The sequence below is a fragment of the Agrobacterium tumefaciens genome, assembly GCF_005221385.1.
GTDB classification, from domain to species: Bacteria; Pseudomonadota; Alphaproteobacteria; order Rhizobiales; family Rhizobiaceae; genus Agrobacterium; species Agrobacterium tomkonis.
Genome location: NZ_CP039903.1, coordinates 1,119,005 through 1,145,174, shown reverse-complemented (window position 1 = coordinate 1,145,174; position 26,170 = coordinate 1,119,005). Strand labels below are relative to the sequence as shown.

Sequence of the window (26,170 nt, the reverse complement as noted above, 5' to 3'; positions counted from 1 at the left end):
AACAGCGGGGCTTCGAAGATAATGAGCGTCGCATCATCGTTGGGAGAAGCCGCTACACTGCGGTGCCGAAGGAGCAACCGCCCCGGAAACTCTCAGGCAAAAGGACCAGCGGTGACGACGGAACTCTGGAGAGAAGCCACCTTGATCTAAAGGACGGCTCGCCGAAGGGATAACAATCTCAGGCGACAAGGACAGAGGGGGCTCTTGAACCGGCGCGTCTTGCGCCATGACCTGAGCCCGCGCGATATCTCGCGCAACCCTGGAGGCGTCCTTGGACGATACCGCCGAGCTTAAAACCACGCCGCTTCATTCCCTGCATGTTTCGCTCGGCGCCCGCATGGTGCCGTTTGCCGGTTACGACATGCCGGTGCAATATCCGGCTGGTGTGCTGAAGGAGCATCTTCAGACCCGCACTTCCGCCGGTCTGTTCGACGTGTCCCATATGGGCCAGGTTATTGTGAAGGCCAAGTCTGGCGACAACGCCGATGCCGCACGCGCGCTTGAGACGCTGGTTCCCGTCGATATTCTCGGCCTGAAGGAAGGCCGCCAGCGCTACGGCTTCTTTACCGACGACAACGGCCATATCCTCGATGACCTGATGATCACCAATCGCGGCGACCATCTTTTCGTCGTCGTTAATGCGGCCTGCAAGGATGCCGATGTCGACCATATGAAGGCGCATCTTTCCGGCACCTGCGAAATCACCCTCCTCGACGACCGCGCACTGATCGCGCTGCAGGGACCGCGCGCCGAAGAAGTGCTGGCGGAACTGTGGGCTGGCGTGTCCGAAATGAAGTTCATGGACGTGCAGGAAGTGCCACTGCACGACGTGCCCTGCATCGTTTCCCGTTCCGGTTATTCCGGTGAAGACGGTTTTGAAATCTCCGTGCCGGCCGAAAAGGCAGACGAGATCGCCAAGGCCCTGCTCGAACATCCCGATTGCGAAGCCATCGGGCTTGGCGCGCGCGACAGCCTGCGGCTCGAAGCCGGCCTTTGTCTCTATGGCAACGACATCGACACCACGACCTCCCCCATCGAAGCCTCGCTTGAATGGGCAATCCAGAAGGCGCGCCGCGCCGGCGGTGATCGTGAAGGCGGTTTTCCTGGATCCGAGCGTATTCTCGGCGAACTCAAGGACGGTACATCGCGCCGCCGCGTCGGTTTGAAGCCGGAAGGCAAGGCGCCGGTGCGCGGCCATTCCAAGCTTTTCGCGGATGCCGAGGGCAAGACGGAAATCGGCGAAGTGACTTCCGGCGGCTTCGGTCCTTCGGTCGAGGGTCCCGTCGCCATGGGCTACGTGCCTGTTTCCTACGCTGCTCCCGGCACGGCTGTCTTTGCGGAAGTGCGCGGCAAATATCTGCCCGTCACCGTCGCCGCCCTGCCCTTCATCAAGCCCACCTATAAACGATAATCTTCATCCCATCTCCGGAGAGAATACGATGCTGAAATTTACCGCAGAACACGAATGGCTGAAGTTCGAAGGCGATATCGCCACCGTTGGCATCACCAGCCACGCCGCTGAACAGCTCGGCGATCTGGTTTTCGTCGAATTGCCGGAAGTGGGCGCCACCTTCGCAAAGGATGGCGATGCAGCGACCGTTGAATCCGTCAAGGCGGCTTCCGATGTTTATTGTCCGCTGGATGGCGAAGTGGTCGAAATCAACCAGGCCATCGTTGATGATCCCTCGCTGGTCAATTCCGACCCGCAGGGTGCCGGCTGGTTCTTCAAGCTGAAGCTTTCCAATGCGGCGGATGCCGATACGCTGCTCGATGAAGCAGCCTACAAGGAGCTGATCGCGTAATGACGACGCCCACCGAATTCCATTTCACCGACTATCAGCCCTATGATTTCGCCAACCGGCGTCACATCGGGCCGTCGCCGTCGGAAATGGCGGAGATGCTGAAGGTCGTTGGCTATAAGAGCCTCGACGCGCTGATCGACGCCACCGTTCCCTCCTCCATCCGCCAGAAGGTACCGCTCACCTGGGGTGCGGCGCTGACCGAACGCGAGGCGCTCGACCGTCTTCGTGAGACGGCCAACAAGAACCAGGTGCTGACCTCGCTGATCGGCCAGGGCTATTACGGCACCATCACGCCGCCGGTCATCCAGCGCAACATTCTGGAAAACCCCGCGTGGTACACGGCCTATACGCCCTACCAGCCGGAAATCAGCCAGGGCCGTCTTGAGGCGCTGCTGAACTACCAGACCATGGTCTGCGATCTGACCGGTCTCGATGTCGCCAACGCATCGCTGCTCGATGAAGCGACAGCGGCGGCGGAAGCCATGGCCATGTGCCAGCGCGTCGCCAAGTCCAAGGCAACCGCCTTCTTCGTGGATGCCAATTGCCACCCGCAGACCATTGCGCTGATCGAGACCCGTGCGGCCCCGCTCGGCTGGAAAGTGATCGTCGGCAATCCCTTCACCGATCTCGATCCGGTCGATGTGTTCGGCGCGATCTTCCAGTATCCGGGCACGCACGGCCATGTCAGCGATTTCTCCGGCCTGATTTCCCGCCTGCATCAGACGGGCGCGATTGCCGCCGTCGCCGCCGATCTTCTGGCGCTGACGCTTCTGAAGTCTCCCGGCGAAATGGGCGCAGACATCGCCATCGGCACCTCGCAGCGTTTCGGCGTTCCGGTCGGTTATGGTGGCCCGCATGCGGCTTACATGGCCGTCAAGGATGCGCATAAGCGCTCCATGCCCGGCCGTCTGGTCGGCGTTTCGGTCGATGCGCGCGGCAACCGTGCCTATCGCCTGTCGCTGCAGACCCGCGAACAGCATATCCGCCGCGAAAAGGCGACGTCGAACATCTGCACCGCGCAGGTGCTGCTTGCCGTCATGGCTTCGATGTATGGCGTCTTCCACGGTCCGCAGGGCATCAAGGCGATTGCCCAGCAGACCCACCAGAAGGCCGTGCTGATGGCCAAGGGGCTGGAAAAGCTCGGCTACACCATCGAGCCGGAAACCTTCTTCGACACCATCACCGTCGAAGTCGGCCATATGCAGGGCGTCATCCTGCGTTCGGCCGTGGCTGAAGGCGTGAACCTGCGCAAGGTCGGCGCGACCAAGATCGGCATGAGCCTTGACGAGCGTACGCGCCCGGCAACGCTTGAGGCCGTCTGGCGTGCTTTCGGCGGCAATTTCTCGATCTCGGATTTCGAGCCGGACTATCGCCTGCCGAAAGAACTGCTGCGCACCAGCCAGTACATGACGCATCCGATCTTCCACATGAACCGCGCCGAAAGCGAGATGACCCGTTACATCCGCCGCCTTTCGGACCGTGATCTGGCGCTCGACCGCTCCATGATCCCGCTCGGTTCCTGCACCATGAAACTGAACGCCACGGCGGAAATGCTGCCGATCACCTGGCCGGAATTTTCCGACATCCATCCCTTCGTGCCGGCCAATCAGGCGCTCGGTTACAAGGAAATGATCGACGATCTCTCCGAAAAGCTGTGCTCGGTCACCGGTTATGATGCCTTCTCCATGCAGCCGAATTCCGGTGCGCAGGGGGAATATGCAGGGCTTCTCACCATCCGTAACTTTCACCTCGCCAATGGCGGCACCCATCGTGACGTCTGCCTCATTCCGACTTCCGCACATGGCACCAATCCTGCCTCGGCGCAGATGGTCGGCATGAAAGTCGTGCCGGTGAAAGTGCGGGATAACGGCGACATCGATATCGATGATTTCCGTGCAAAAGCAGAGCAGTATGCGGAAAACCTCTCGTGCTGCATGATCACTTATCCGTCCACCCACGGCGTGTTCGAGGAGACGGTTCGAGAGATCTGCGAGATCACGCACAGCCAAGGCGGTCAGGTCTATCTCGACGGCGCCAACATGAACGCCATGGTCGGTCTCGCCCGTCCCGGCGATATCGGTTCTGATGTTTCGCACCTCAACCTGCACAAGACCTTCTGCATTCCGCATGGCGGCGGCGGCCCCGGCATGGGACCGATCGGCGTCAAGGCGCATCTTGCTCCTTACCTTCCGGGTCATCCTTCGACGGACGGCCGTGAGGGTGCGGTGTCTGCTGCTCCCTTCGGCTCGCCGTCGATCCTGCCGATCTCCTGGAGCTATTGCCTGATGATGGGCGGCGAAGGGCTGACGCAGGCGACCAAGGTGGCGATCCTCAATGCCAACTATATCGCGGAACGGCTGAAGGGCGCTTACGACGTGCTCTACAAGTCCGAGACCGGTCGCGTGGCGCATGAATGCATCATCGACACTCGCCCGCTCGCGGATAGCTGCGGCGTGACGGTGGACGATGTGGCAAAGCGCCTTGTCGATTGCGGTTTCCACGCGCCGACCATGAGCTGGCCGGTGGCCGGCACGCTGATGATCGAGCCGACCGAATCCGAGACCAAGGCGGAAATCGACCGTTTCTGCGATGCCATGCTGGCGATCCGCGAGGAAGCCCGCGACATCGAGGAAGGCCGTGCGGACAAGAGCAACAATCCGCTGAAGAACGCGCCGCACACGGTAGAAGACCTCGTCGGTGAATGGGATCGTCCCTATAGCCGCGAAAAGGGCTGCTTCCCGCCCGGCGCGTTCCGCATCGACAAATACTGGTCGCCGGTCAACCGCATCGACAATGTCTATGGTGACCGCAACCTCATCTGCACCTGCCCGCCGATGGAAGATTATGCCGAAGCGGCAGAGTAAACTTTGTTTAGCTCAAGACAAAAGCCCGGATCGCTCCGGGCTTTTTTTATGGCAGAAGTGGCGGTGTGACCTGGCCCGGCTTTCTCGCGGCCGGGGTCTTGTGTTTTTTCGTATCTGCTTGTCTAACTTGCGGACGAGGCGGAGAATGTGCGGATGCAAGGCGATGAGATTGCTGTCCTGATCGGGCGCGTTGCGCTCGGAGACCGCTCCGCCTTCGCCACGCTTTACCAGGCAACCAGCCCGAAACTTTTTGCAATCTGCATCCGTATCTTAAAGGACCGGACGGATGCGGAAGAGGCATTGCAGGAAATCTATATCAGAATCTGGCAAAGAGCGCATTCCTTCGCAAGTCGCTCGGGGCATGCGCTGACGTGGCTTTCCACCGTCGCTCGAAACCACTGTATTGATGTCATCCGGGCGCGGAGACCCGTGAGCGATGACATCGATACCCTGCTGGACCTTGAAGACCAGGTGACTCTGGACCCGGAAACGCAAACCGTGATGCGCGATGAAGGCCGGCGGATCGACAGGTGTATGGAGGAGCTGCGGCCGGACCAAGCCAACGCTGTGCGGCGAGCCTATGTGGAGGGCATGAGTTATGCGGAACTTGCGGAAGACATGAATGCACCGCTCAACACGGTGCGGACGTGGCTTCGCCGCAGCCTGCTGAAACTGAGAGAGTGCATGGAACGATGATATCTGGCGAACATAGTCATGGCGACACGCCGCAGGATGAAGTCCTTGCGGCTGAATATGTGCTTGGCCTTCTTTCGCTGGAAAAGCGCCGGCTGGTCGAGAAGCGCATGACGGATGATGCCGACTTTCAGCGCCTCGTGGAGCGCTGGCAGATCGATACCGCATCGTTCAACGATGCCTATGGCGAGATCCCACCCGACGCCGCAATATTCAGCCGTATCGAAAATCGCCTCTTCGCCAACAGCCCCGATCGTTCCACTGCTTCGCTCTGGCAGTCACTCGTCTTCTGGCGCAGCGTATCGCTTGTCTCCTCACTCGCGGCTGTCGTTGCCATTGCCCTTATGTCAGGTCTGCTTATACCGGGTGGCAAGCGAACGGCGCCGCTCGTTGCCAACCTCACCGCCCCCGGCAACGTGATCGATCTTGTGGCGTCCTACGACGCGTCAAGCGGACGCCTGAAAATCACACCGGTTGCAGCGGACGGCGGTGAACGCCGGTCGCTTGAACTGTGGGTGGTACCACCGACGGGCAATCCGAAGTCGCTCGGCATCATCGACGCGAAGGTTGATGCGGAAATGATCATTTCACCCGAGATACAACGCACACTCGGTGAAGGTTCCGTATTTGCCGTCAGCCTTGAACCGTTCGGCGGTTCGCCCACCGGCCTTCCCACCGGCCCGATCGTCGCATCAGGCACTGCGCGTCGCTTATAGCTGAAGCACAGATATTCATCATTAAAGTCAATTGGTTATCATTTTTCCTGGCTCGCCTGAAACTTCGAGGCGCCGGCTTCCGTCTCTTGTATCGCTACGGATGACCGATAGCGGCCACCGGAAGAAATGCCTTTCGGGGTTTGGAAGTCACCAAGGAGGAATAACGATGTACAACGTTTCTGTTCGCGCCCTGACGCTGGCCGCAGCTCTTTCCATCGGCATGGTTTCCGCTTATGCCGCGAACCCCAAAGTTGGCGGCGCCGCAATGTTCGAGGACAAGAACATCGTTGAAAATGCGATGAACTCGAAAGACCATACAACGCTTGTCGCAGCGGTGAAGGCTGCCGGCCTTGTCGAAACACTTCAAGGAAAAGGTCCGTTCACGGTGTTCGCGCCGACCAACGAGGCTTTCGCGGCCCTTCCGAAGGGTGCGGTCGACGATCTTCTGAAGCCCGAGAACAAGGAGAAGCTGGTCAAGGTGCTGACCTGCCACGTGGTCGCCGCCAATGCACTGTCACCCGCCATCGAAAAGATGATCAAGGATGACAAGGGCGAGCATGACGTGAAGACCGTCGGCGGCTGCGTGCTTAAGGCCAAGGAAAGCATGGGCAAAATCACGTTGACGGACGAGAACGGCACGGTTGCTCATGTAACCATCGCTGACGTCAAGCAATCCAATGGCGTCATTCATGTCATCGACAAGGTGTTGCTGCCGAAGATGTAACTGTCGCGGCATGACACAAAATGGCCGGATGAGCCATTCGGCTTGAACCCTTATCAAAGGCCCGGAAACATCCGGGCCTTTGATATTCGGGCGACGACACCTCCACATCCTGAAATGGCTGGACATGATTGATCGTCGGCGGTTCCATGCTAAACGGGATCATGCAATCCTGCAGCAATGGAGTGTGAATGCGTCTGATCTGCCTGAACGGCTGGGGCGGAAAGCTTCACGACGAGCTTGTTCCCTATCTCTCTTCTTCCGATCCCGATATTTTGTGTCTGCAGGAAGTGGTGCATACGCCGGCTGCCACGCAGGACTGGCTAGCCTATCGCGATCACGGCATCGACCTGCCGCAGAGGGCGAATTTCCTGCGGGATGTCGCAGACGCCCTGCCCGATCATATGGCGGTCTTCTGCCCGGCAGCGCAGGGCGATCTCTGGCACGGCGAAACACGATACCCGTCGCAATGGGGGTTGGCGACCTTCGTGCGTAAATCCATTGCCATTGTCGCGCAGGTGCAAGGTTTCGTACATGGCACCTTTTCGGCCGATGGATATGGCGATCACCCGAGATCGCGAACCGCCCACGCCGTTCGTATTTTCGATTTCACAACCGGCCAGCCCGCCGTCATCGCCCACATGCACGGCCTGCGAGACCCCAACGGCAAACACGATAGCGCCGCACGGCTGGCGCAGGCGACGCGTCTCGCCCAGCTCGTCAGAAACATCGCGGAGGCTGGTGACCGGATCATCGTCTGTGGTGATTTCAATGTCTTGCCTGACAGCAAGACTTTTGCTGTTCTGAAAGAGCTGGACCTTACAGAGTTGGTTACGACGCGCGGCTTTACCGACACGCGGACTTCGCATTACACCAAGCAAAACCGCTATGCGGATTACATGCTGGTCAATCCGGCTGTGAAGATCGATCACTTCGACGTTGTGAGACAGCCCGAAGTTTCGGATCATTGCCCGCTGTTGCTCGAATTCAGTTGAGAAACCGGACGCTCATGTGCGCCGTCAAAATCAGCTGAATCCAGTTAACGCACCAGCTGGATATCGCTCGTCACTACCGTCTTTCCGGTCCTGCCGTCTTTGTCGGTGGTACGCAGCCGCAGGCCATTATTGCCGACCTTCTCGATTGTCATGGCGGCGACACGGTCACCGTTGATATCACGGTTCCAGCGAACGGTCAGATTGATCGCATTTCCCCGGCGATTGCCCGCCAGTGCCGAAGGGCGGCCGGACGGGCCTGTGTAGGTGCCGCTGTAACGCGCGCCGCTGGCGGCGAGATCGGCTGCAATCGCCCGCTTTACCACCAGAAGCCCACGGCAGGTACCAGACATGCGCAAAGCTGTCTGCCGTGCATCGGAATTCAGCGTACAATTAACGTTGACGGCCGGCGCGCCGATACGGGTGATCACCGTGCCCTTGCCAGTCCATGTACCCTCGAGTGATGACAGAAACGCGCTTTCATCGGCGACTGCCGGCAGCGCGGTGAAAAGGCTCGCTGCAAAAGCAATGATGGTGGTGCGTATTCTTTCTGTTTTTTCCATTGGACGGTTTCGCCGGTTCGGTTTCCTTCGAACGATAACGCGCCATCGCCTCCGGATGTTCCAGTCCGACGATTTGCCGTTCCGGCCTCATCAACAGCCTTAAAACAAAAAAGGAGGCCGTTGCGGGCCTCCTGTCTCAATGTGTTCGCGTGGGACCCGCGCCGTCAGCCGACGAAAGCGCGCTCGATGACGAATTCGGCGGGCTTGTTGTTGGCGCCTTCGTTCAGACCTGCCTTTTCAAGCAGTTCCTTGGTGTCCTTCAGCATGGCCGAGGAACCGCAGATCATGCCGCGATCAATTTCCGGATCAAGCGCCGGAACGCCGAGATCGGCAAACAGCTTGCCATTTTCGATCAGCGTGGTGATGCGGCCCTTGAAGGGGTAGTCCTCGCGGGTCACCGTCGCATAATGCTTGAGCTTGTCGCCGACGATCTCGTTCAGGAATTCGTGGTTGCGGATTTCCTCAACCAGATCGAAGCCGTATTTCAGCTCGGCCACATCGCGGCAGGTATGGGTGAGGATGACCTCTTCAAACTTTTCATAGGTCTCGGGGTCGCGGATCAGGCTTGCGAAAGGAGCAATGCCGGTGCCGGTCGAGAACATATAGAGCCGTCTGCCGGGCGTCAGCGCATCCAGAACCAGCGTGCCTGTCGGCTTCTTGCGCATCAGAACGGTATCGCCGGGCTTGATCGCCTGAAGATGGGAGGTCAGCGGGCCGTCGGGAACCTTGATCGAGAAGAATTCCAGTTCCTCATCCCAGGCGGGGCTGGCGATGGAATAGGCGCGGTAGATCGGCTTTTCTCCGACCATCAGGCCGATCATGGCGAATTCGCCGGAACGGAAACGGAAGCCGGCCGGACGCGTCATGCGGAAACGGAACAGGTGATCCGTATAGTGCTCCACCGATAAAACCGTCTCGGCGTAAACACCATCAGGTATCTTGATCGCGAAATCTTCCGTCTTGGCTGGCGCGTTCATTTCAGGTTCCGTCCATTCTTATTCGATAAGCGACATTCTCCAACCGGGCAATTATACCATTTTTGCCGAGGTTTGAAGGCATGAGAATATCACAACTGCTATGTGCTCAGGAAATATGTATCAAAAAATCATATTTCCGCGCAACGTGTCACAGAGACGCACGCCGACGCCAGCTATAGGCCTCGCCGCCCGCTGCCGGCCGGGCCGTCGGCTGGTAATAAACCGGGATTTCCGGCAGGCGATTTTCGGACAGGCGGCGGATCGCCGTGCCGTTCGTCACCGCAAAACTGGTAAAGCCGGTGCGCAGCATCGGCGGCACCTGGTCGATCAACACGTCGCCGACTGCCCTCACCTCGCCTCTGAAACCCAGGCGGTTGCGCAGCAGCGAAGCGTGGCTGAAACCACGGCCATCATTGAAGGCTGGGAAACTCACGGCTACGAGGTCGATACGGTCAAGGTAAGGCTCAAGACGGGCGACGTCGTCGGCCGGCGCAATCAGCACGCCAAGGCCTGTATCGTTGCTTTCCGCCGCACGGATGAGGAAATCGGCGAGCGGCAGCACTGGCTTTTGCACGGCTGTCGCTTTCACCTCTTCCGTTTCGATTACCCAGGGATCGTTTTCCACGAAGCCGTCGCGGTTCCAGATTTTTGTCATGACACTCTCCTCAGGCGGCTTCGGCGGCGGAACCGTAGAGCGCATCCTTGAAAGGCTGCGGTCCGACGCGGCGATAGGCATCGAGGAAGATTTCCTCTTTCGACAGACGAAGCCCCAGATAGGTATCGACTATGGTTTCAATGGCGTCGGTTACCCTGTCCGGCTCAAAACCACGGCCGATGATCTCACCGATCGAGGTGTTTTCGTCACCCGATCCGCCGAGCGTGATCTGGTAAAGCTCGGCACCCTTTTTCTCCACCCCCAGCAGGCCGATATGGCCGACATGGTGATGGCCGCAGGCGTTGATGCAGCCGGAAATCTTGATCTTCAGCTCGCCGATTTCCGCCTGACGCTCCGGAGCGCCGAAACGGGTAGAAATTTCCTGCGCCACCGGAATGGAGCGCGCATTGGCAAGCGCACAATAGTCCAGCCCGGGACAGGCAATGATATCGGTGATGAGGCCGGCATTGGCGGTAGCAAGGCCAGCACCCGCCAGCGCACGATAGACCGGCTCGAGATCGGCAAGCGCCACATGCGGCAGGATGATGTTCTGCTCGTGGCTGATGCGGATTTCGTCGAAAGCGTATTCTTCGGCAATATCAGCGACGAGTTCCATCTGCTCGTCCGTCGCATCGCCTGGAATACCACCGATCGGCTTCAGTGAAATGGTCACCATACCGTAGTCGGGGTGCTTGTGCGGCTGGACATTCTGGTCAACGAAACGGGCAAAACCCTCATCCGCCTTCTTCCAGCGCGCCAGGCTTTCCCAGCCTTCGGGGCGGTTCTTCAGTTCCGGTGGCGCGAAATAAGCGGAGATCGCCGCAATATCGGCATCCGGCAGCTTCAATTCGGTGTTTTTCAGCTCGGCGAACTCGACCTCGACCTGGCGGGACAGCTCTTCCGCGCCGGTTTCATGCACGAGGATCTTGATGCGCGCCTTGTATTTATTGTCACGGCGGCCGTGCAGGTTATAAACGCGCATGATCGCCGTGGTGTAGGACAACAGGTCCTCTTCCGGCAGGAAGTCGCGGATTTTCTTGGCGATCATCGGCGTGCGGCCCTGCCCGCCACCGACATAAACGGCAAAACCAATCTCGCCCTTGTCGTTCTTTTTCAGATGCAGGCCGATATCATGGACCTGAATGGCGGCGCGATCGCGCTCGGCACCCGTTACCGCGATCTTGAACTTGCGCGGCAGGAACGAGAATTCCGGATGCACGGAAGACCATTGGCGCAGAATTTCCGCATAGGGGCGCGGATCAGCGACCTCATCGGCGGCCGCGCCAGCGAAATGATCGGCGGTCACATTGCGAATGCAGTTGCCCGACGTCTGCAGCGCGTGCATTTCCACGCTTGCCAGTTCGGACAGGATATCCGGTGTATCGGAGAGCTTCGGCCAATTATACTGAATGTTCTGGCGGGTGGTGAAGTGGCCGTACCCCCGGTCATATTTGCGGGCGATATGGGCCAACATCCGCATCTGTTGCGAATTCAGCGTACCGTAGGGAATGGCGACGCGCAGCATATAGGCATGCAGCTGGAGATAAACGCCGTTCATCAGGCGCAGCGGCTTGAATGCGTCCTCGGCCAGCTCGCCGGACAGCCGGCGCTCGACCTGATCGCGAAACTGCGCCACGCGGCCTTCAACAAATGCGTGATCGAACTCGTCGTAACGGTACATATTCTTCCTCAGACTGCGATAAATGCTGCATCGGCCGGCTTGAAGCCGGTGGCATAGTGCACGGTGGGGCCAGCAGCGCGAATGCGCTCGCGAAGCCGGGTCGGCCAGAGCTTGCCATTCTCCTCCACCACGTCAACGATGGCCACATCGACCACCTTATTGGCGGAAAAATCACGCTTGCCGATTTCCTCGAACGAAGCGACGGCCTCCGCATGGCGGGCAACGATGGCGCCCTGCAGGTTCTCCGTCCAGTCACCATTGGCGTCGAGCCAGACGGCGATACCATCGCCCAGACGATTGGCGGTCAAAACCTTGTCAACCATTTACGTACTCCCGTTTGAAATCCGCCGGCTGCGCTGACAATGCAAGCGCCTCGGACCTGTCGAAATTGGCGCCCGCCACCGCATCACCGATGATGACCATGACCGGCCCGGTCAGTTCATCGCGATGTTCCAGATCGGGCAGATCGTTCAATGTGCCATGCAGCAGGCGGCGATCCGCACGGCTGGCGTTTTCAATGACGGCGACGGTGGTTTCCACACCCAACCCCGCTTCGATCAGCCGCGTCGCCACCGAGGCGGCAACGCTGCGGCCCATATAAACGGCGATTGTTGCGCCGGAAACGGCAAGACGGGCCCAATCGGGCAGGACATCGCCGGTCAGATCGTGGCCGGTGGTGAAAATCAGCGACGAAGCCACACCGCGCAACGTCAGCGGCAATTCGAAATCCGCAGCGGCGGCGAAGGCGGAGGTGATGCCCGGCACGATCTCGTAACCGATGCCGGCATTGCGCAGCGCCGCCATTTCCTCGCCTGCCCGGCCATAAACCAGAGGATCGCCGGATTTGAGGCGCACGACACGCTTGCCATCCCGGCCAAGACGCACCAGCAGACGGTTGATCTCTTCCTGCGACTTGCTGTGGCAGCCCTTGCGCTTGCCGACAGACAGGCGTTCGGCATCGCGGCGGCCCATATCGACGATCGCCTGCGGTACCAGGGCATCATAGACGATCACATCGGCTTCCATCAGCACGCGCTGTGCACGCAGCGTCAGCAGATCTTCCGCACCGGGACCGGCGCCAACAAGCCAGACACGACCTTCGCTGCGTTCCGGCGATTGCAGCAGGCGATCTGCGGCATGACGGGCGGAAGAGGTATTACCGAGAGCGACAGCATCCGCAACCGCACCCGAAAAGAACCGACGCCAGAAATTGCGCCGCAAGGCGCCCCTGGGCACATTCTCCTCGGCCGCATCACGATACTGCACCGCAAGCCGTGCGAGTTTTCCGAGTGACGGCGACAGCATCTGGTCGATGCGGGCGCGGATCATCTGGGCAAGAACCGGGCCTGCCCCTTCCGTGCCGATGGCGATGGCGATGGGTGCGCGGGCGACAAGCGCCGGGGTGAAGAAATCGCAAAATTCGGGCTGATCCACCGCATTTGCGGGAATTTTCTTCGCACGCGCGGCGGATACGATTTCGCGGTCCAGCGCCTCGTCTCCGGTGGCGGCAAAAACCAGCGTTGCACCCTCGATCAGCTCAGCGGCGAAAGAGAACGCCCGATGATCGATACCATTTTCGGTGATATAGCCGGCAAAATCCGCCTCCGGCTGATCGGCGTAAACAATGATATGCGCATTGGTGTTGGCGAGAAGCCTTACCTTGGCGAAAGCCTCGTCTCCATTTCCAAAGACGGCGACCTGCCGCCCCTCAACCCGGAAGAAAGCGGGGAAGGTCGAAAGGCGGTCGCCAGCTGTGGAAAAATCATGTTCGTTGTGCATTGGACATATATCCCGCATTGCGGCGCAAGATTGAAGAAACAGAAATTCAAGCCTTTCCAGCGCTTGGATTTTTATTTCTCGAACACCCCTGTTTTTGAGGAAAACAAACCGCCACCCCTGTTTTGGCCCTGTCAGGGCGCCCTCAAACCCATGAGAATCCCTTGACAAACCGGGTCCTCGCGCCGAACAAGGAAGGACCATTTTCTGTCGTTTTCTCCATGCGAATACCGCTTTCTTTAAAGCGGCACGAAGGATCAGACCCTTGACCAGCCACAGCCTCGCTTCCCGCCTTCTCGACGTCATCGAGCACGATATCCTGCCCTTGACGGCCCGCGGTGTGAGCTTGGGCAACAAGGTTTTCGGTGCGGCGATCCTGCGCAAATCTGATCTTTCGCTGGTGGTCGCCGAGACGAATAATGAGCTCGAAAACCCTCTCTGGCACGGCGAAGTGCACACGCTGAAGCGGTTTTACGAACTGGGTGAAAAGCCGAACACCAAGGACCTGATTTTCCTTTCCACCCATGAACCCTGCACCATGTGCATGTCCGCCATCACCTGGGCCGGATTCGACAATTTCTATTCCTTCTTCAGCCATGAGGATTCACGCGATGCTTTTGCAATTCCGCATGATCTGAAAATCCTGAAAGAGGTATTCGGGCTGGAGCCGGGCGGTTATCGCCGCAACAACGCCTTCTGGAACTCTTTCTTCATCGCCGATCTGGTTGAAGGCGAGGACGATCCGTTGAAAACCACGTTGAAGGCGCAGACGGCCCGCATCAAGGCAGCTTACGATGATCTCTCGATCAGCTATCAGTCATCGAAGAGCGACAACGATATTCCGCTGAACTAGAGAATTTCCGTCAAGGGTGCGGCCCGGATTTCCGTGCAGAAATGCGTAAAAACAAAGGTTTAGATACGATGGAAGCCTCGAAGGATATTTCCCGCCTGATCGAGATCATGGAGGCGCTTCGCCAGCCGGAAACCGGCTGCCCGTGGGACGTCGTTCAGACCTTCGAGACGATCAAGCCTTACACCATCGAAGAGGCCTATGAAGTTGCCGATGCCATCGAGCGCAAGGATACGGACGATCTGTGCGACGAGCTGGGTGACCTTCTTCTGCAGGTGGTTTTCCATGCCCGCATAGCGGAAGAAATGGGCGAATTCGCTTTCGGTGACGTGGTGCATGCCGTCACCTCGAAGATGATCCGTCGTCACCCGCATGTTTTCGCCGTCTCCAGTGCCGACACGCCGGAAACGGTCAAGCTGCAATGGGACCAGATCAAGGCTGAAGAAAAACGTGAGCGTGCGGAGCGCCGTGCGCGCCGGGGTATTACCGAGGATTTCAAGTCCGGCTTTCTGGGGGGTGTGCAGCGCAGCCAGCCGGCGCTGACCGAGGCTTTGAAGCTGCAGGAACAGGCGGCGCGCGTTGGTTTCGACTGGTCGGACCCGGCACCCATTCTCGACAAGATCGAAGAGGAAATCGCCGAGCTGCGCGAGGCGCTGGCGGAAGGCAGGCCGGAGAAGGTTTCTGACGAACTTGGCGACCTGATCTTCGCGCTGGTCAATATTGGCCGCCACGTCAAGGCCGATCCGGAGAATGCGCTGCGCGGCACCAACACGAAATTCCGCAGGCGTTTCAATCACATCGAGACATCGCTCAACGATAATGGCGAGACACTTCAAGCGGCGAGCCTTGAAAGAATGGAAGACCTCTGGCAGGCAGCCAAGCGCATTGAACGCTCGCTTGATACGGTTTCTTCGTGATCGCTTGGATATGCATTAAAGGCAGGCGTGCTAAGCGCTTCGAGGATTGTTTATAGAGGCCGCAAACCTCTCCTCCGTCATGCTCGGGCTTGTCCCGAGCATCTGCTACCCATCGATTTTGAATACCGTGGCAGATCCTCGGGACAAGCCCGAGGATGACGTCGAATATGACGAGATCTTACCATCATCGAAGCGCTCATCGCTCCCAGTCTTCCCGCTCGCGGACGGTTGCTTTTCCAAGCTTCCGCTCCAGTTCCACCGCCTGTGCTTCCGACAGGCGGACATCCAGCGCAACCGATCCGTCCTCATGGTCTTCACGGTTATCGACGATGGAGTTGCTATAGACCCAGGAGATCAACGGCAATTGCTCGACGGACAAGACAACGGTCGTTTCCGTCAGCACGCCGGACAGGCGCTTTGAAATCTCTTCCATCAGGGCATCAACGCCCTCGCCCGTGATCGCCGAAACGGCGCGGATATCAGAGCGGCCTTCGGCGCGCTGCATGATGGCGTCATGCGCTTCCGGCTCCAGACGGTCGACCTTGTTCCAGACCTCGATGATGCGCTTTTCGGCTTCCTTCTCGTCGATGCCGAGATCGCTGAGAATACGCAGCACATCCGCAGACTGGGCGGCATTGTCCGGATCGGACATATCACGCACATGCAGAACGAGATCGGCTTCAAGCACCTCTTCCAGCGTCGCACGGAAAGCGGCGACGAGATGCGTCGGCAGGTCGGAAATGAAGCCAACGGTATCAGACAATATAACCGTGCGGCCATGCGGCAGCTTCATGCGCCGCAAGGTTGGGTCGAGCGTGGCGAACAGCATGTCCTCCGCCAGAACACCCGCCCCGGTGATGCGGTTGAACAGCGTGGATTTGCCGGCATTGGTGTAACCGACCAGTGCGACGATCGGATGCGGCACCTTGCGGCGCTTGGCGCGGTGAAGCTGGCGGGTACGCACCACCTGCTCCAATTCCTTCTCGAGCTTGACGATGCGATCCTGCAGCAGGCGTCTGTCGGCCTCGATCTGGGTTTCACCCGGACCACCCATGAAACCTGCACCACCGCGCTGGCGTTCAAGGTGGGTCCAGCTTCGGACGAGGCGGCCCTTCTGGTAATTCAGATGTGCAAGATCAACCTGCAGTGTGCCTTCCTTGGTGGAAGCGCGACGGCCGAAGATTTCGAGGATCAGGCCTGTGCGGTCTATGACCTTGGCATTCCATTGCTTTTCGAGATTGCGCTGCTGCACTGGCGTCAGCGGATGATCAACGATCACCAGGCCGGAATTGGTTTCATCCAGAAGATGACCGATTTCCTCGATCTTGCCGGTTCCGAACAGGGTGGCGGGGCGCGGCTGATTGACGGAAACGATGAGACCCTGCGTCACCTCGAGCTCTATGGCGAGCGCCAGACCCTTCGCTTCCTCAAGCTTGGCTTCGACGGAGCGGCCGGGAGCGGCCGGTGCCGCCGCCGCATCGCGATTTTCGCGCTGTTGCTTGAGGACCGGCACGAGAACCACGGCACGCATGTCGTCGCGGCGCTTTTCCTGCTCCGGAATGATCGATTCGTTCGAGGTGTCGCGCGTCGAAATGGGCTCAGCCTTATCCAGAAAGAACATTTCGGCCGACCGCGTCCGCGCGGACGGCCATGAAGATTAACCTGACCAGACCGGAAATGTTCCGATCCGGGTCAGTCTATATCGAAGATACCGTCAGAGGGAGCCTGATCAGGCCGCGCCTTCTTCGCTTTCGAACATCTGCATCGGCTGGCCGGGCATGATGGTGGAAATCGCATGCTTGTAGACCAGCTGCGAATGACCGTCACGGCGCAGAAGCACGCAGAAATTGTCGAAGGAGGTGACAACGCCCGTCAGCTTGACGCCGTTGATCAGAAAAATCGTGAGCGAAATCTTTTGCTTACGAACGGTATTGAGGAAAAGATCCTGAAGGTTTTGAGAACGTTCCGCCATGGCGCCGCTTCTTTCTTTATTGCCGGCAGGGACACCGGAAAATAATCAATCAATAATAAACCGGCCGAGTCTAGTCCCCCGCTTGGCCAGCCTGCAACTCTGGTATCAAATCATGTCCCGTTCCGCAACGGCGAAAACGGCCTGACGGGTACGAGTATTGACCCGATTTTTCGATTCGAAACAGTCAGAAATATTGTATCGAAACCCGGAAAAGTTGCTCCACGTCGCGCACTGCGTCCGCTGACGCAAACAGCACGACGCGGTCCTTCGCCTTGATTTTGGTGCTGCCATCCGGGCGGATCACCACGCCGTCGCGATAGATCGCGCCGATGCGTACGCCGTCGGGCATGTCGATATCACGGAAGGACTGGCCCACCAGCGGCGAGGTTTCCAGCGCTTCCGCCTCAATCACCTCCGCCGAACCGCGCTGCACGGCATAGACCGAGCGGATGCGGCCTTTGCGCACATGCTGGAGAACGCGGGAGATGGTGACGGCGCGAGGGTTGATATAGGCATCAAGACCGAGCGAACCCGCGACATCGTGAAAGGACGAACTGTTCAGCAGCGCAAGATTGGACTTGCAGCCCAGCTGCTTTGCCATCACGGCGGCCAGAATATTCGTCTGGTCGTTATTGGTCAGCGTCACGATCAGGTCTGCATCCTGAATATCGGCCTGCATCAGAATTTTCTGATCAAGCGCCGAACCAAGCATGACGATGGTGTTGCTGAGCTGCTCCGATGCGGCAATAGCCCTGTCGCGATCCGCCTCGACGATCTTCACCCGCGTTTTCGGCTGCATCTCCTCGATCTTGCGGGCAACGAAGTGGCCGATATTGCCGGCGCCGGCAATCACGATACGCTGCGCTTCCTGCTCCTCATGGCCAAACAGGCTCAAGGTACGGCGGGCGTGCTGACGCTGACAGATGACATAGGCAAGGTCGCCGACCCTCAGCTGTTCGGAGGAATGCGCCACCTTGAGGATGCCATTGCGGAAAACGCCGACAACTGTGGCGATGAGGTCCGGAAAGAGGTTGGAAAGCTGGTGCAGCGGCGTATTGATGACCGGGCAGTCTTCCATACATTCGATCGCCAGCATGTATATCGTGTCATCGGCGAACCGCACGACGTCGGTGGCGCCCGGAAAGGCGATACGGCGCAACACCATCTTGCCGACTTCCACTTCCGGGGAAATCGTCACATCGATGGACATGTTCTCGCGGCTGAAGAGATCGGCATATTCCGGCTTCAGATAACTCTGGTCACGGATGCGGGCAATCTTGGTCGGCACGCTGAACAAGGCATGCGCCACCTCGCAGGCGACGATGTTGATCTCGTCATGCAGTGTGACGGCGATGATCATGTCCGCCTGGTCGGCGCCCGCTTTCGCCAGCATATCCGGATGCGCGCCATGGCCGACGTAGCCGCGCACATCGAGCGTCTCGGTGATGGCGGAGATGAGCGGCGCGGCGGTATCGATCACCGATACCTCGTTATCCTCGCGCGACAATTGTTCGGCGATGCCGTAACCCACCTGCCCTGCGCCGCAAATGATGACTTTCATGCTGTCTCTCTGACGGAATAATCGGTTACGGCGATGCGCCTTGGTTCCTTATACGCCGAGAGATTTCAGTTTGCGATGCAGCGCTGATCTTTCCATGCCAACAAATTCTGCCGTGCGCGAAATATTGCCGCCGAAACGGTTGATCTGGGCCACCAGATAATCCCGTTCGAACATTTCACGGGCTTCGCGCAGCGGCAGGGTCATGATGTGCTGGTCGCCCTGCGCCGAGATCTTCGGCAGCATGTCGCCGATATCCGACGGTAGCATGTCGGCCGAGATCGGTGCTTCGCCGCCTTCGGGACGTGCGAGAATCATCAGTCGCTCGATATTGTTGCGCAGCTGGCGGATATTGCCCGGCCAGTCGTGCGTTTGCAGGACGGCCATGGCGTCGTCGCCGATCTTGCGCGGGCGGATGCCGGCCTGCTCGGAAATCTGCCGCATGAACATATCGACCAGGAAAGGGATATCCTCGCGCCGTTCGGACAGAGCCGGCACCTTCACCGGTACGACGGCAAGGCGATGGTAAAGATCCTCGCGAAACTGGCCTTCGGCGATCAGGCTTTCGAGGTGATGGGCGGTCGAGGAAATGATGCGCACATCCACCTTCACCCGCTTGCCGCCACCGACGCGCTCGAACTGCTGGTCGACCAGCACGCGCAGGATCTTGTTCTGGGTTTCGCGCGGCATTTCGCCGACTTCGTCGAGATAAAGAACGCCGCGATGAGCTTCTTCCAGCGCGCCGACCTTGCGCGGCTGACCCGGCAGCCCTTCGGTACCGAAGAGCGCGATTTCCATGCGGTCCGGCGTAATCGTCGCGGCATTCAGCGCCACGAAAGGTCCGGTGGCGCGCGAGGATTTCTTGTGCACCATGCGCGCTACGAGTTCCTTGCCGGAACCGGAGGGGCCGAGGATCATGATGCGGCTGTTGGTGGGCGCTACCCTGTCGATGGTCTGACGAAGCTGCGAAACCGCAAGCGAGGCGCCGACGAGTTCAACCGCATCACCCGTGCGCTTCTTGAGTTCCTGAACCTCACGCTTCAGCTTGGAGTTTTCCAGCGCCCGTTCGGCGATCAGGATCAGGCGGTCTGCCTTGAACGGCTTTTCGATGAAATCGAAGGCACCGCGCTTGATGGCGTTGACGGCGGTTTCGATATTGCCGTGACCGGAAATCATGACGACAGGAATTTCGGGATGGCGGCTCTTGATTTCGTCCAGCAACGCCAGACCGTCAAGCTTCGAACCCTGCATCCAGATATCGAGAAAGATCAGGCGCGGCACGCGCTCCGAAATCGCGGCCAGCGCACTGTCGCTGTCGAACGCCATGCGGGTTTCGTGGCCTTCATCGGAGAGAATACCCGCCACGATTTCGCGAATATCCGCCTCGTCATCCACGACCAGAATATCAGACGCCATATGCTGCTTCCTTGTTATTTTCGCCGCCGACCGCCTCGATATAGGGCAGCAGCACTCTGATCATGGCGCCGTGGCCGTGATCGAACTCCGGCGGGGCATCGTGGAGTTCCAGATACCCGCCATGCTCTTCGATGATCTTCTTGACGATGGCGAGGCCGAGACCGGTGCCCTTGTCCCGCATCGTCATATAGGGTTCGAGAATGCGATGGCGGTTCTCGACGGGCAGGCCGCGGCCATTGTCGATGATATCAGCCACGAAACGGGAATTGGCCTCGTCGAAAGAGGCGCGCACGAGGATTTTACCCGGCCGCTTTTCGCCTTCCACCGCTTCGATTGCTTCCGTCGCATTCTTGATGAGATTGCCGAACGCCTGCCCCAGCATGCGGGCATCGAACATGCCCTCCAGCGGGATATCACCCAGCTCAGTGGAGAACTTCGTGTCGGCGGCGCTGATTTCCCGCAGAAACGCCGCGTCCTTCAGGATCGAGCGCAGGTCCGACTTTTCCTTCGTCGGCTTCGGCATGCGCGCAAAAGCCGAGAATTCATCCACCATCCGGCCGATATCACCGACCTGCCGGACAATGGTGTCCGTACACTGGTCGAAGATAGCGCGGTCGTTCTCGTCGATCTGCTTGCCGAAACGGCGCTTGATGCGCTCGGCGGAAAGCTGGATCGGCGTCAGCGGGTTCTTGATTTCATGGGCAATGCGGCGCGCCACATCCGACCACGCGGTGGAGCGCTGGGCGATGACGAGATCTGTAATGTCGTCGAGGGTGATGACGTAGCTGTCGCGGCTGTCGCGGGCATCCTCGCGGGTGACCTGCACATTGAGCGTCCGTTCCTTACCGCGTCGCATGATGTTGATCTGCTTGCGGAAGTTGCCGCGCGACCAGGTATTCGCCTCGGTCACGACCTGTTCGATTTCAGGCGCAATCTCGGAAAGCTGCGCGCCGATAAGCTGCTCGGAGGTCTGCGCCAGGAATTCCTCGCCCGATGGGTTGACGATGGTGATCTTGCGGTTCTCGTCAACGCCGATAACGGCTGCGGTAACGCCTGATAGCACAGCCTCGATGAAGCGGCGCCGATCGTCGATATCGTCCTTCGCCTCGATGATCTGATCCTGCTGGCTGCGCAGTTCCGAGACCATCTTGTTGAAGGTGCGCGACAGGCGCCCGACGTCACCGTCCACAGCCCGAACGGGCACCAGCACATGCATGTTACCGGTGGCGACGCTATCGGCGGCACTGATGAGAAGGCGGATCGGCCGGACGATACGGTCGGCCACCGCAATTGCGGTCCAGATGGCCGCCAGAAGCACGATCAGCGCAAAACCGAGATAGAGAATAGCAAAGGCGATCTGCAACGGTGCGCGGCCTGCCTCCATCGCCTTGTATTCGGCGCGGTTCTCCTCCATCAGCCGCATCGCGCCCATCACCTTGGGATCGACCGCGCGCACGGTATAGAGGAAGGTGCCCTGGATGCCTTCAAGCTTGATGATGGCGCCAACGAGATTAGTGATACCGGGCGGGATCAGGGTCGGTTGACCGGCGGCAGCTTTTTCGAGCGCATCATGCGGAATGGCGGGAAGCGGCTTTTCCGTCTTGATGTCGGCTTGAGCAACGGCGTCTCCGTCCTCCTGCACCAGAAACGCGCCAAGCAGGCCGCGGCCCTTGGCCTGACGGGTCATCAGATCAATGAACCCGGTGCGGTCGAGATAAAAAAGCGCGCGGTTGCGATCAAGGTCGGTGGCCATCGACAGGGTTTGTCCCTGAAGGTAGCCGGCATTTTCCATCATATAGGCTTGAGCGATATTGCTGGAGGAATCGACGATCGACTGGGTTCTAAGCGAAAACCAGCGGTCGAGACCGACATTCAGCGTCAGACTGGCGAAGATGGCGACAAGCACGGCCGGCGTGATTGCCACGATGGAGAACAGCACGACGATGCGGACGTGCAGACGTGCCGCCGCCCTGCCCTTTTTACGCGCTTTCAGCAGGCGGTTGATTTCGCGGCCGATCAAAAAAATCAGGCCGATCACGAAGATCGAATTGATGACGACGGAAGCAATGACGACATTCGATGTCGGCGCAATCGGCGTGACGCCGAGAAGTACGAAGAGGGTGATGATGGCGCAAACAAGGGCGACGCCGGCGAGCACCAGCCCCGGCAGAGCGAAAGACATCCTGCGATCGGCAACCACCATGCCCGCTGCCTCATCGGCAACGGCGTGTTCAGCGGCGGGTTTCCGCATGCACTACTCCCAATCGCTGGCCAGCCAGCACCACATTTCTGAAGTCAGGCGAGAAACGCTTCAAGTCGGCGAATCTCTTTCCTTCCTAGTGTTTTCCAAGCAACACAATGTGGCGAAAATGCAACGACAAATGCCGCCTTGTCAACATTCTCAGGTTGGGCGGGAGCTACGATAGACCGAGACGCCAAGCTCGCGGATCTTTTTGCGCAGCGTATTGCGGTTGAGGCCGAGGAGATCGGCGGCCTTGATCTGGTTGCCGCGCGTCGCCGTCAGGGCAGCGAGAATCAGCGGATATTCGAGTTCCCGCAGCACGCGGTCGTAAAGGCCGGGCGGCGGCAGACCATCGCCGAAGCTGGCGAAATAATCCCGCATATTCTCCTCGACCGCCTGCGAAATGCTCAGCGTGCCGGTGCGGACCGCCATCTTGTCGAGCGGGCTGTCAGGAACATCCGACTGCAATTCCTGCTCGATGATCTCGCGGGTGATGACTTCCTGGGGATAAAGCGCCATCAGGCGGCGGATGAGGTTTTCCAGTTCGCGCACGTTGCCCGGCCAGGCATAGGCCTTCATGACCTCCAGTGCCTCGCTCTCGAAACGCTTGCCTTCCAGGCCTTCCTTCTCACCCGTCTGGATGAAATGGCGCACCAGATCGGGAATATCCTCGGCGCGGTCACGCAGTGGCGGCAGGCGGAGCGGCACGACATTCAGGCGATAATAAAGGTCTTCGCGGAAGAGGCCCTGATTGATCGACTGTTTCAAATCCTTGTTGGTGGCGGCGACGATGCGGACATCGGTGCGGATCGGCGTGCGACCACCCACCGTCGTATATTCGCCCTGCTGCAACACGCGCAGCAGACGCGTCTGGGCATCCATAGGCATATCGCCGATTTCATCGAGGAAAAGTGTGCCGCCCTCGGCCTGTTCGAAACGGCCGGTCGAGCGGTTCTGCGCGCCGGTAAATGCGCCCTTCTCATGGCCGAAAAGTTCGGATTCAATCAGGTCGCGCGGGATCGCCGCCATATTGATGGCGACGAATGGGCCGTTGCGGCGCTTGCCGTAATCATGCAAGGCACGCGCCACCAGTTCCTTACCGGTGCCGGATTCGCCCGTGATCATCAGCGTCAGATCGGTTTGCATCAGGCGGGCGAGAACCCGGTAGATTTCCTGCATCGCTGCCGAGCGACCAACGAGCGGCATGCCGTCCTGCATGTCGTCATCCAGCTTGGCCGGCTTGCGCTTCGGCTCAGAAAGCGCGCGGCCGATGATGGCTATCAGCTCTGTCAGATCGAAGGGCTTCGGCAGATAATCGTAAGCGCCCTTTTCCGAGGCCTTGATGGCGGTCATGAAGGTGTTCTGGGCGCTCATGACAAGAACCGGCAGGTCCGGCCTGGCCTTCTTGATGCGTGGCAGCAGATCGAAGGCGTTTTCATCCGGCATCACGACATCGGTCACGACAAGATCGCCCTCACCCGCCGAAACCCAGCGCCAGAGCGTTGCGGCATTGGAGGTGATGCGCACATCGTAACCGGCGCGGCTGAGCGCCTGGTTCAGAACCGTGCGGATCGCGGCATCATCATCGGCGACGAGGATCGTAGCTGTCATGGGTCATTTCCTGTCGTGTTCGGCAAAGAGCTGTCGTCGAGCGCCATTTCCGGCGAGACGGGCAACAATACGCGGAAAGTCGTGCGGTGGTTCTGGCTGTCGCATTCGACGATGCCGCCATGGGCGCCGATCAGCTTGGCAACAAGTGCCAGGCCGAGGCCCGAACCATTCGTCTTGGTGGTAATGAAAGGATCGAAGAGATGCGGCAAAAGATCGGCCGGGACGCCCGGACCATTGTCATGCACGCAGAATTCGAGCGGCAGCGAGATGCGTTCCCGGCTGCCGGCAACCGAAAGGCGCATGCCGGGACGGTAAGCGGTGGTCAGCAATATCTCGCCATCCGGCTGGTTGCCAACAGCTTCCGCCGCATTCTTCACCAGATTGAGAAAAACCTGCACCAGCTGGTCGCGATTGGCATAAACAGGCGGCAGCGAGGGGTCGTAGTTCTCGGAAATCTTGATATTGCGGGCAAACCCGGCCTTGGCGATGGCCTTCACATGATCGAGCACGGAATGGATGTTGACCGGTACACGGTCCACCGGCCGCTCGTCGGAAAATACCTCCATGCGGTCGACCAGCGAGACGATGCGGTCGGTCTCGTCGCAGATCAGCCGCGTCAGCGCCCGGTCCTCGTCGGCAACCGACGTTTCCAGCAGCTGGGCGGCGCCACGAATACCGGACAGCGGATTCTTGATCTCATGCGCCAGCATCGAGGCAAGGCCGGTGACCGAACGGGCCGCCGCGCGATGGGTCAATTGCCGGTCGATCTTGTCGGCCATCGACCGTTCCTGAAAGACGACGACGACCGATCCCGGTTCGCTGACAACAGGCGCAACGTAAAGGTCGACCAACTTGTCCTGTCCGAGACGCGGAGAACTCAGATCAACGCGATATTCGTTGACCGGGGCCCTGCGCTCCCGCACCTGATCTATCAGCGCCAGCAGCGGGCTGCCGAAGGGAATGAAGGTGGAGACGCGGTAGCGGGCAAGATGGGAGGCGCTCGCCCCGAAAAAGGCTTCGGCTTCCCAATTGGCGAATGCAATGAAACCCTCGGCATCCACCAGAATGACGGGGTTCTGCACCGCGTTCAGAACCGCCATGGCGAGCGGGTTTGCGTCTGCCGGGCTGTGTTTGTCAGCGCTCATGCGGCCTTCCTTGCGGCTTCTTCGCCCGCATTTTCGCAAAGGGCGGAACGCAGCAGATCCGCCACTTCCCCCGTGTCACGCGATGTCATGATTTTAGCCTTGTCGGGCGTGGTGAACTCAGGCGCGAAACGGTCGAGATACCAGCCCAGATGTTTGCGGGCATGCCTGAGACCGGCTTCCCTTCCGTAAAATTCCAGCATCATCTTGTAATGCTCAACGGCAATACCAGCGATTTCCGCACGCTCAGGCGCGGCATGTCCGGCCAGCACTGCGGGCAACCAGGGCTGACCCTGCGCACCGCGACCGACCATGACGGCATCAGCACCCGAACGGCGCAGGATTTCGCGTGCATCTTCGGCGGTCTCGACATCGCCATTGGCGATCAGCGGCACGGAAATCACCTCGCGCACTGCGCGGATGGCGTCCCAGTCTGCGCGTCCTTCGTAAAACTGCATGCGGGTGCGGCCATGAATGGTAATGAGCTGAACACCTGCCGCTTCTGCGCGGCTGGCAATCTCGGGCGCGTTGATGGTGTTATCGTCCCAGCCGAGCCGCATCTTCAGCGTGACAGGCACATCGACCGCGCCGACTGTCGCCTCAATCAGTGACAGGGCGTGATCGGGATCGCGCATCAACGCCGAACCGGAATAACCGCCCGTCACCTTCTTGGCCGGGCAACCCATGTTTATATCGATGATGCCGGCGCCATTATCAGCGGCGATCTTCGCCGCTTCCGCCATGAAATGCGCCTCGCGTCCGGCAAGCTGCACCATATGCGGAACCATGCCGGCATTTTTCAGCCGCGCCCAGGATTCACCCCTGTTAGCGACGAGCTCGCGGCTGGCGACCATTTCCGTCACAACCAGACCAGCACCATAACGCCAGGCAAGCTGCCGGAACGGCAGATCCGTCACGCCCGACATGGGCGCCAGCACCGCACGATTACGGATCGTTACGGAGCCGATGCTGAACGGTTCTGACAATTCCGGAAGGGGCAACTGATGATCTTTCATGCAGAA

Annotated in this window: 23 protein-coding genes and 1 riboswitch; of the genes, 9 read left to right on the top strand and 14 right to left on the bottom strand. The window is 59.4% G+C overall.

The annotated features are described in order from the left end of the window. The first annotated feature begins 30 nt into the window (after positions 1-30). Positions 31-118, top strand: a riboswitch (glycine riboswitch). A gap of 153 nt (positions 119-271) precedes the next feature. The 7 genes from gcvT to CFBP6623_RS05685 all read left to right on the top strand — a co-directional run bounded on the left by gcvT (position 272) and on the right by CFBP6623_RS05685 (position 7,791). Then, positions 272-1,411: a glycine cleavage system aminomethyltransferase GcvT gene (gene gcvT, locus CFBP6623_RS05715; protein ID WP_046800189.1), complete on the top strand. Its 1,140-nt coding sequence runs from the start codon at positions 272-274 to the stop codon at positions 1,409-1,411. 28 nt (positions 1,412-1,439) lie between these two features. Next, the gene (gene gcvH, locus CFBP6623_RS05710) at positions 1,440-1,802 is read left to right on the top strand and encodes a glycine cleavage system protein GcvH (protein ID WP_046800190.1); all 363 of its coding nucleotides are present in this window, start codon (positions 1,440-1,442) and stop codon (positions 1,800-1,802) included. Then, the gene (gene gcvP, locus CFBP6623_RS05705) at positions 1,802-4,666 is read left to right on the top strand and encodes an aminomethyl-transferring glycine dehydrogenase (RefSeq protein WP_046800191.1); all 2,865 of its coding nucleotides are present in this window, start codon (positions 1,802-1,804) and stop codon (positions 4,664-4,666) included. The genes gcvH and gcvP overlap by 1 nt, the downstream gene beginning before the upstream one ends. Before the next feature lie 153 nt (positions 4,667-4,819). After that, entirely contained in the window at positions 4,820-5,362 is a 543-nt protein-coding gene (locus CFBP6623_RS05700) for a sigma-70 family RNA polymerase sigma factor (protein WP_046800192.1), read from the top strand. Further along, positions 5,359-6,075 carry an anti-sigma factor gene (locus tag CFBP6623_RS05695; protein ID WP_046800193.1) on the top strand — a complete coding sequence of 239 codons (717 nt, stop codon included), beginning with the start codon at positions 5,359-5,361 and terminating at the stop codon, positions 6,073-6,075. Before CFBP6623_RS05700 ends, CFBP6623_RS05695 begins: the two co-directional genes overlap by 4 nt. 166 nt (positions 6,076-6,241) lie before the next feature. Continuing rightward, on the top strand, positions 6,242-6,799 hold the full coding sequence (locus CFBP6623_RS05690) for a fasciclin domain-containing protein (protein ID WP_046800194.1): 558 nt from the start codon (positions 6,242-6,244) through the stop codon (positions 6,797-6,799). A 188-nt stretch (positions 6,800-6,987) separates the two neighbouring features. Then, a complete protein-coding gene (locus tag CFBP6623_RS05685; protein WP_046800195.1) occupies positions 6,988-7,791 on the top strand; it encodes an endonuclease/exonuclease/phosphatase family protein in 804 nt (267 codons plus the stop codon). A 44-nt stretch (positions 7,792-7,835) separates the two neighbouring features. Here the strand turns inward: CFBP6623_RS05685 and CFBP6623_RS05680 are convergent, their stop codons facing one another. The 6 genes from CFBP6623_RS05680 to cysG form a co-directional block, all read right to left on the bottom strand. After that, positions 7,836-8,351: a hypothetical protein gene (locus CFBP6623_RS05680; protein ID WP_046800196.1), complete on the bottom strand. Its 516-nt coding sequence runs from the start codon at positions 8,349-8,351 to the stop codon at positions 7,836-7,838. Positions 8,352-8,515: 164 nt separating this feature from the next. Next, entirely contained in the window at positions 8,516-9,328 is an 813-nt protein-coding gene (locus CFBP6623_RS05675) for a ferredoxin--NADP reductase (protein WP_035217416.1), read from the bottom strand. Positions 9,329-9,476: 148 nt separating this feature from the next. Beyond that, entirely contained in the window at positions 9,477-9,983 is a 507-nt protein-coding gene (locus CFBP6623_RS05670) for a DUF934 domain-containing protein (protein WP_046800197.1), read from the bottom strand. A gap of 10 nt (positions 9,984-9,993) precedes the next feature. Further along, complete coding sequence (locus CFBP6623_RS05665; protein ID WP_046800198.1) at positions 9,994-11,664, bottom strand: nitrite/sulfite reductase; 1,671 nt, start codon at positions 11,662-11,664, stop codon at positions 9,994-9,996. Between the two features lie 8 nt (positions 11,665-11,672). Beyond that, positions 11,673-11,987 (bottom strand): DUF2849 domain-containing protein, encoded by a 315-nt coding sequence (locus tag CFBP6623_RS05660; protein ID WP_046800199.1) that lies wholly within the window; start codon positions 11,985-11,987, stop codon positions 11,673-11,675. Continuing rightward, positions 11,980-13,443, bottom strand: a complete 1,464-nt coding sequence (gene cysG / locus CFBP6623_RS05655) for a siroheme synthase CysG (protein ID WP_046800200.1) — start codon at positions 13,441-13,443, stop codon at positions 11,980-11,982. The genes CFBP6623_RS05660 and cysG overlap by 8 nt, the downstream gene beginning before the upstream one ends. A 262-nt stretch (positions 13,444-13,705) precedes the next feature. On the opposite strand from cysG, the gene CFBP6623_RS05645 reads away from it, so the two are divergent. Next, positions 13,706-14,293, top strand: a complete 588-nt coding sequence (locus CFBP6623_RS05645; RefSeq protein WP_046800201.1) for a deaminase — start codon at positions 13,706-13,708, stop codon at positions 14,291-14,293. A gap of 68 nt (positions 14,294-14,361) precedes the next feature. Further along, the gene (mazG, locus tag CFBP6623_RS05640; protein WP_046800202.1) at positions 14,362-15,207 is read left to right on the top strand and encodes a nucleoside triphosphate pyrophosphohydrolase; all 846 of its coding nucleotides are present in this window, start codon (positions 14,362-14,364) and stop codon (positions 15,205-15,207) included. Positions 15,208-15,403: 196 nt separating this feature from the next. On the opposite strand, the gene hflX is transcribed toward mazG, so the two are convergent. The 8 genes from hflX to dusB form a co-directional block, all read right to left on the bottom strand. Further along, complete coding sequence (gene hflX / locus CFBP6623_RS05635) at positions 15,404-16,828, bottom strand: GTPase HflX (RefSeq protein WP_170979829.1); 1,425 nt, start codon at positions 16,826-16,828, stop codon at positions 15,404-15,406. Positions 16,829-16,936: 108 nt separating this feature from the next. Further along, positions 16,937-17,179, bottom strand: a complete 243-nt coding sequence (gene hfq / locus CFBP6623_RS05630; protein WP_003496145.1) for an RNA chaperone Hfq — start codon at positions 17,177-17,179, stop codon at positions 16,937-16,939. Between the two features lie 184 nt (positions 17,180-17,363). Continuing rightward, the gene (trkA, locus tag CFBP6623_RS05625) at positions 17,364-18,740 is read right to left on the bottom strand and encodes a Trk system potassium transporter TrkA (protein WP_046800203.1); all 1,377 of its coding nucleotides are present in this window, start codon (positions 18,738-18,740) and stop codon (positions 17,364-17,366) included. 48 nt (positions 18,741-18,788) lie between these two features. Beyond that, on the bottom strand, positions 18,789-20,153 hold the full coding sequence (locus CFBP6623_RS05620) for a sigma-54-dependent transcriptional regulator (protein WP_035217431.1): 1,365 nt from the start codon (positions 20,151-20,153) through the stop codon (positions 18,789-18,791). Continuing rightward, entirely contained in the window at positions 20,143-22,404 is a 2,262-nt protein-coding gene (locus CFBP6623_RS05615) for a sensor histidine kinase NtrY-like (protein ID WP_052818468.1), read from the bottom strand. Before CFBP6623_RS05615 ends, CFBP6623_RS05620 begins: the two co-directional genes overlap by 11 nt. A gap of 150 nt (positions 22,405-22,554) precedes the next feature. Further along, on the bottom strand, positions 22,555-24,006 hold the full coding sequence (ntrC, locus tag CFBP6623_RS05610; RefSeq protein WP_046800205.1) for a nitrogen regulation protein NR(I): 1,452 nt from the start codon (positions 24,004-24,006) through the stop codon (positions 22,555-22,557). After that, a complete protein-coding gene (locus CFBP6623_RS05605; protein WP_046800206.1) occupies positions 24,003-25,151 on the bottom strand; it encodes a two-component system sensor histidine kinase NtrB in 1,149 nt (382 codons plus the stop codon). The genes ntrC and CFBP6623_RS05605 overlap by 4 nt, the downstream gene beginning before the upstream one ends. After that, on the bottom strand, positions 25,148-26,164 hold the full coding sequence (gene dusB / locus CFBP6623_RS05600) for a tRNA dihydrouridine synthase DusB (protein WP_046800207.1): 1,017 nt from the start codon (positions 26,162-26,164) through the stop codon (positions 25,148-25,150). The genes CFBP6623_RS05605 and dusB overlap by 4 nt, the downstream gene beginning before the upstream one ends. Positions 26,165-26,170 lie beyond the last annotated feature (6 nt).

Coding starts and splice junctions, on each gene's coding strand:
- gcvH (WP_046800190.1), top strand. CDS start 1,440: ATGCTGAAATTTACCGCAGAACACGAATGGCTGAAGTTCGAAGGCGAT.
- gcvP (WP_046800191.1), top strand. CDS start 1,802: ATGACGACGCCCACCGAATTCCATTTCACCGACTATCAGCCCTATGAT.
- CFBP6623_RS05700 (WP_046800192.1), top strand. CDS start 4,820: ATGCAAGGCGATGAGATTGCTGTCCTGATCGGGCGCGTTGCGCTCGGA.
- CFBP6623_RS05695 (WP_046800193.1), top strand. CDS start 5,359: ATGATATCTGGCGAACATAGTCATGGCGACACGCCGCAGGATGAAGTC.
- CFBP6623_RS05690 (WP_046800194.1), top strand. CDS start 6,242: ATGTACAACGTTTCTGTTCGCGCCCTGACGCTGGCCGCAGCTCTTTCC.
- CFBP6623_RS05685 (WP_046800195.1), top strand. CDS start 6,988: ATGCGTCTGATCTGCCTGAACGGCTGGGGCGGAAAGCTTCACGACGAG.
- CFBP6623_RS05680 (WP_046800196.1), bottom strand. CDS start 8,351: ATGGAAAAAACAGAAAGAATACGCACCACCATCATTGCTTTTGCAGCG.
- CFBP6623_RS05675 (WP_035217416.1), bottom strand. CDS start 9,328: ATGAACGCGCCAGCCAAGACGGAAGATTTCGCGATCAAGATACCTGAT.
- CFBP6623_RS05670 (WP_046800197.1), bottom strand. CDS start 9,983: ATGACAAAAATCTGGAACCGCGACGGCTTCGTGGAAAACGATCCCTGG.
- CFBP6623_RS05665 (WP_046800198.1), bottom strand. CDS start 11,664: ATGTACCGTTACGACGAGTTCGATCACGCATTTGTTGAAGGCCGCGTG.
- CFBP6623_RS05660 (WP_046800199.1), bottom strand. CDS start 11,987: ATGGTTGACAAGGTTTTGACCGCCAATCGTCTGGGCGATGGTATCGCC.
- cysG (WP_046800200.1), bottom strand. CDS start 13,443: ATGCACAACGAACATGATTTTTCCACAGCTGGCGACCGCCTTTCGACC.
- mazG (WP_046800202.1), top strand. CDS start 14,362: ATGGAAGCCTCGAAGGATATTTCCCGCCTGATCGAGATCATGGAGGCG.
- hflX (WP_170979829.1), bottom strand. CDS start 16,828: ATGTTCTTTCTGGATAAGGCTGAGCCCATTTCGACGCGCGACACCTCG.
- hfq (WP_003496145.1), bottom strand. CDS start 17,179: ATGGCGGAACGTTCTCAAAACCTTCAGGATCTTTTCCTCAATACCGTT.
- trkA (WP_046800203.1), bottom strand. CDS start 18,740: ATGAAAGTCATCATTTGCGGCGCAGGGCAGGTGGGTTACGGCATCGCC.
- CFBP6623_RS05620 (WP_035217431.1), bottom strand. CDS start 20,153: ATGGCGTCTGATATTCTGGTCGTGGATGACGAGGCGGATATTCGCGAA.
- CFBP6623_RS05615 (WP_052818468.1), bottom strand. CDS start 22,404: ATGCGGAAACCCGCCGCTGAACACGCCGTTGCCGATGAGGCAGCGGGC.
- ntrC (WP_046800205.1), bottom strand. CDS start 24,006: ATGACAGCTACGATCCTCGTCGCCGATGATGATGCCGCGATCCGCACG.
- CFBP6623_RS05605 (WP_046800206.1), bottom strand. CDS start 25,151: ATGAGCGCTGACAAACACAGCCCGGCAGACGCAAACCCGCTCGCCATG.
- dusB (WP_046800207.1), bottom strand. CDS start 26,164: ATGAAAGATCATCAGTTGCCCCTTCCGGAATTGTCAGAACCGTTCAGC.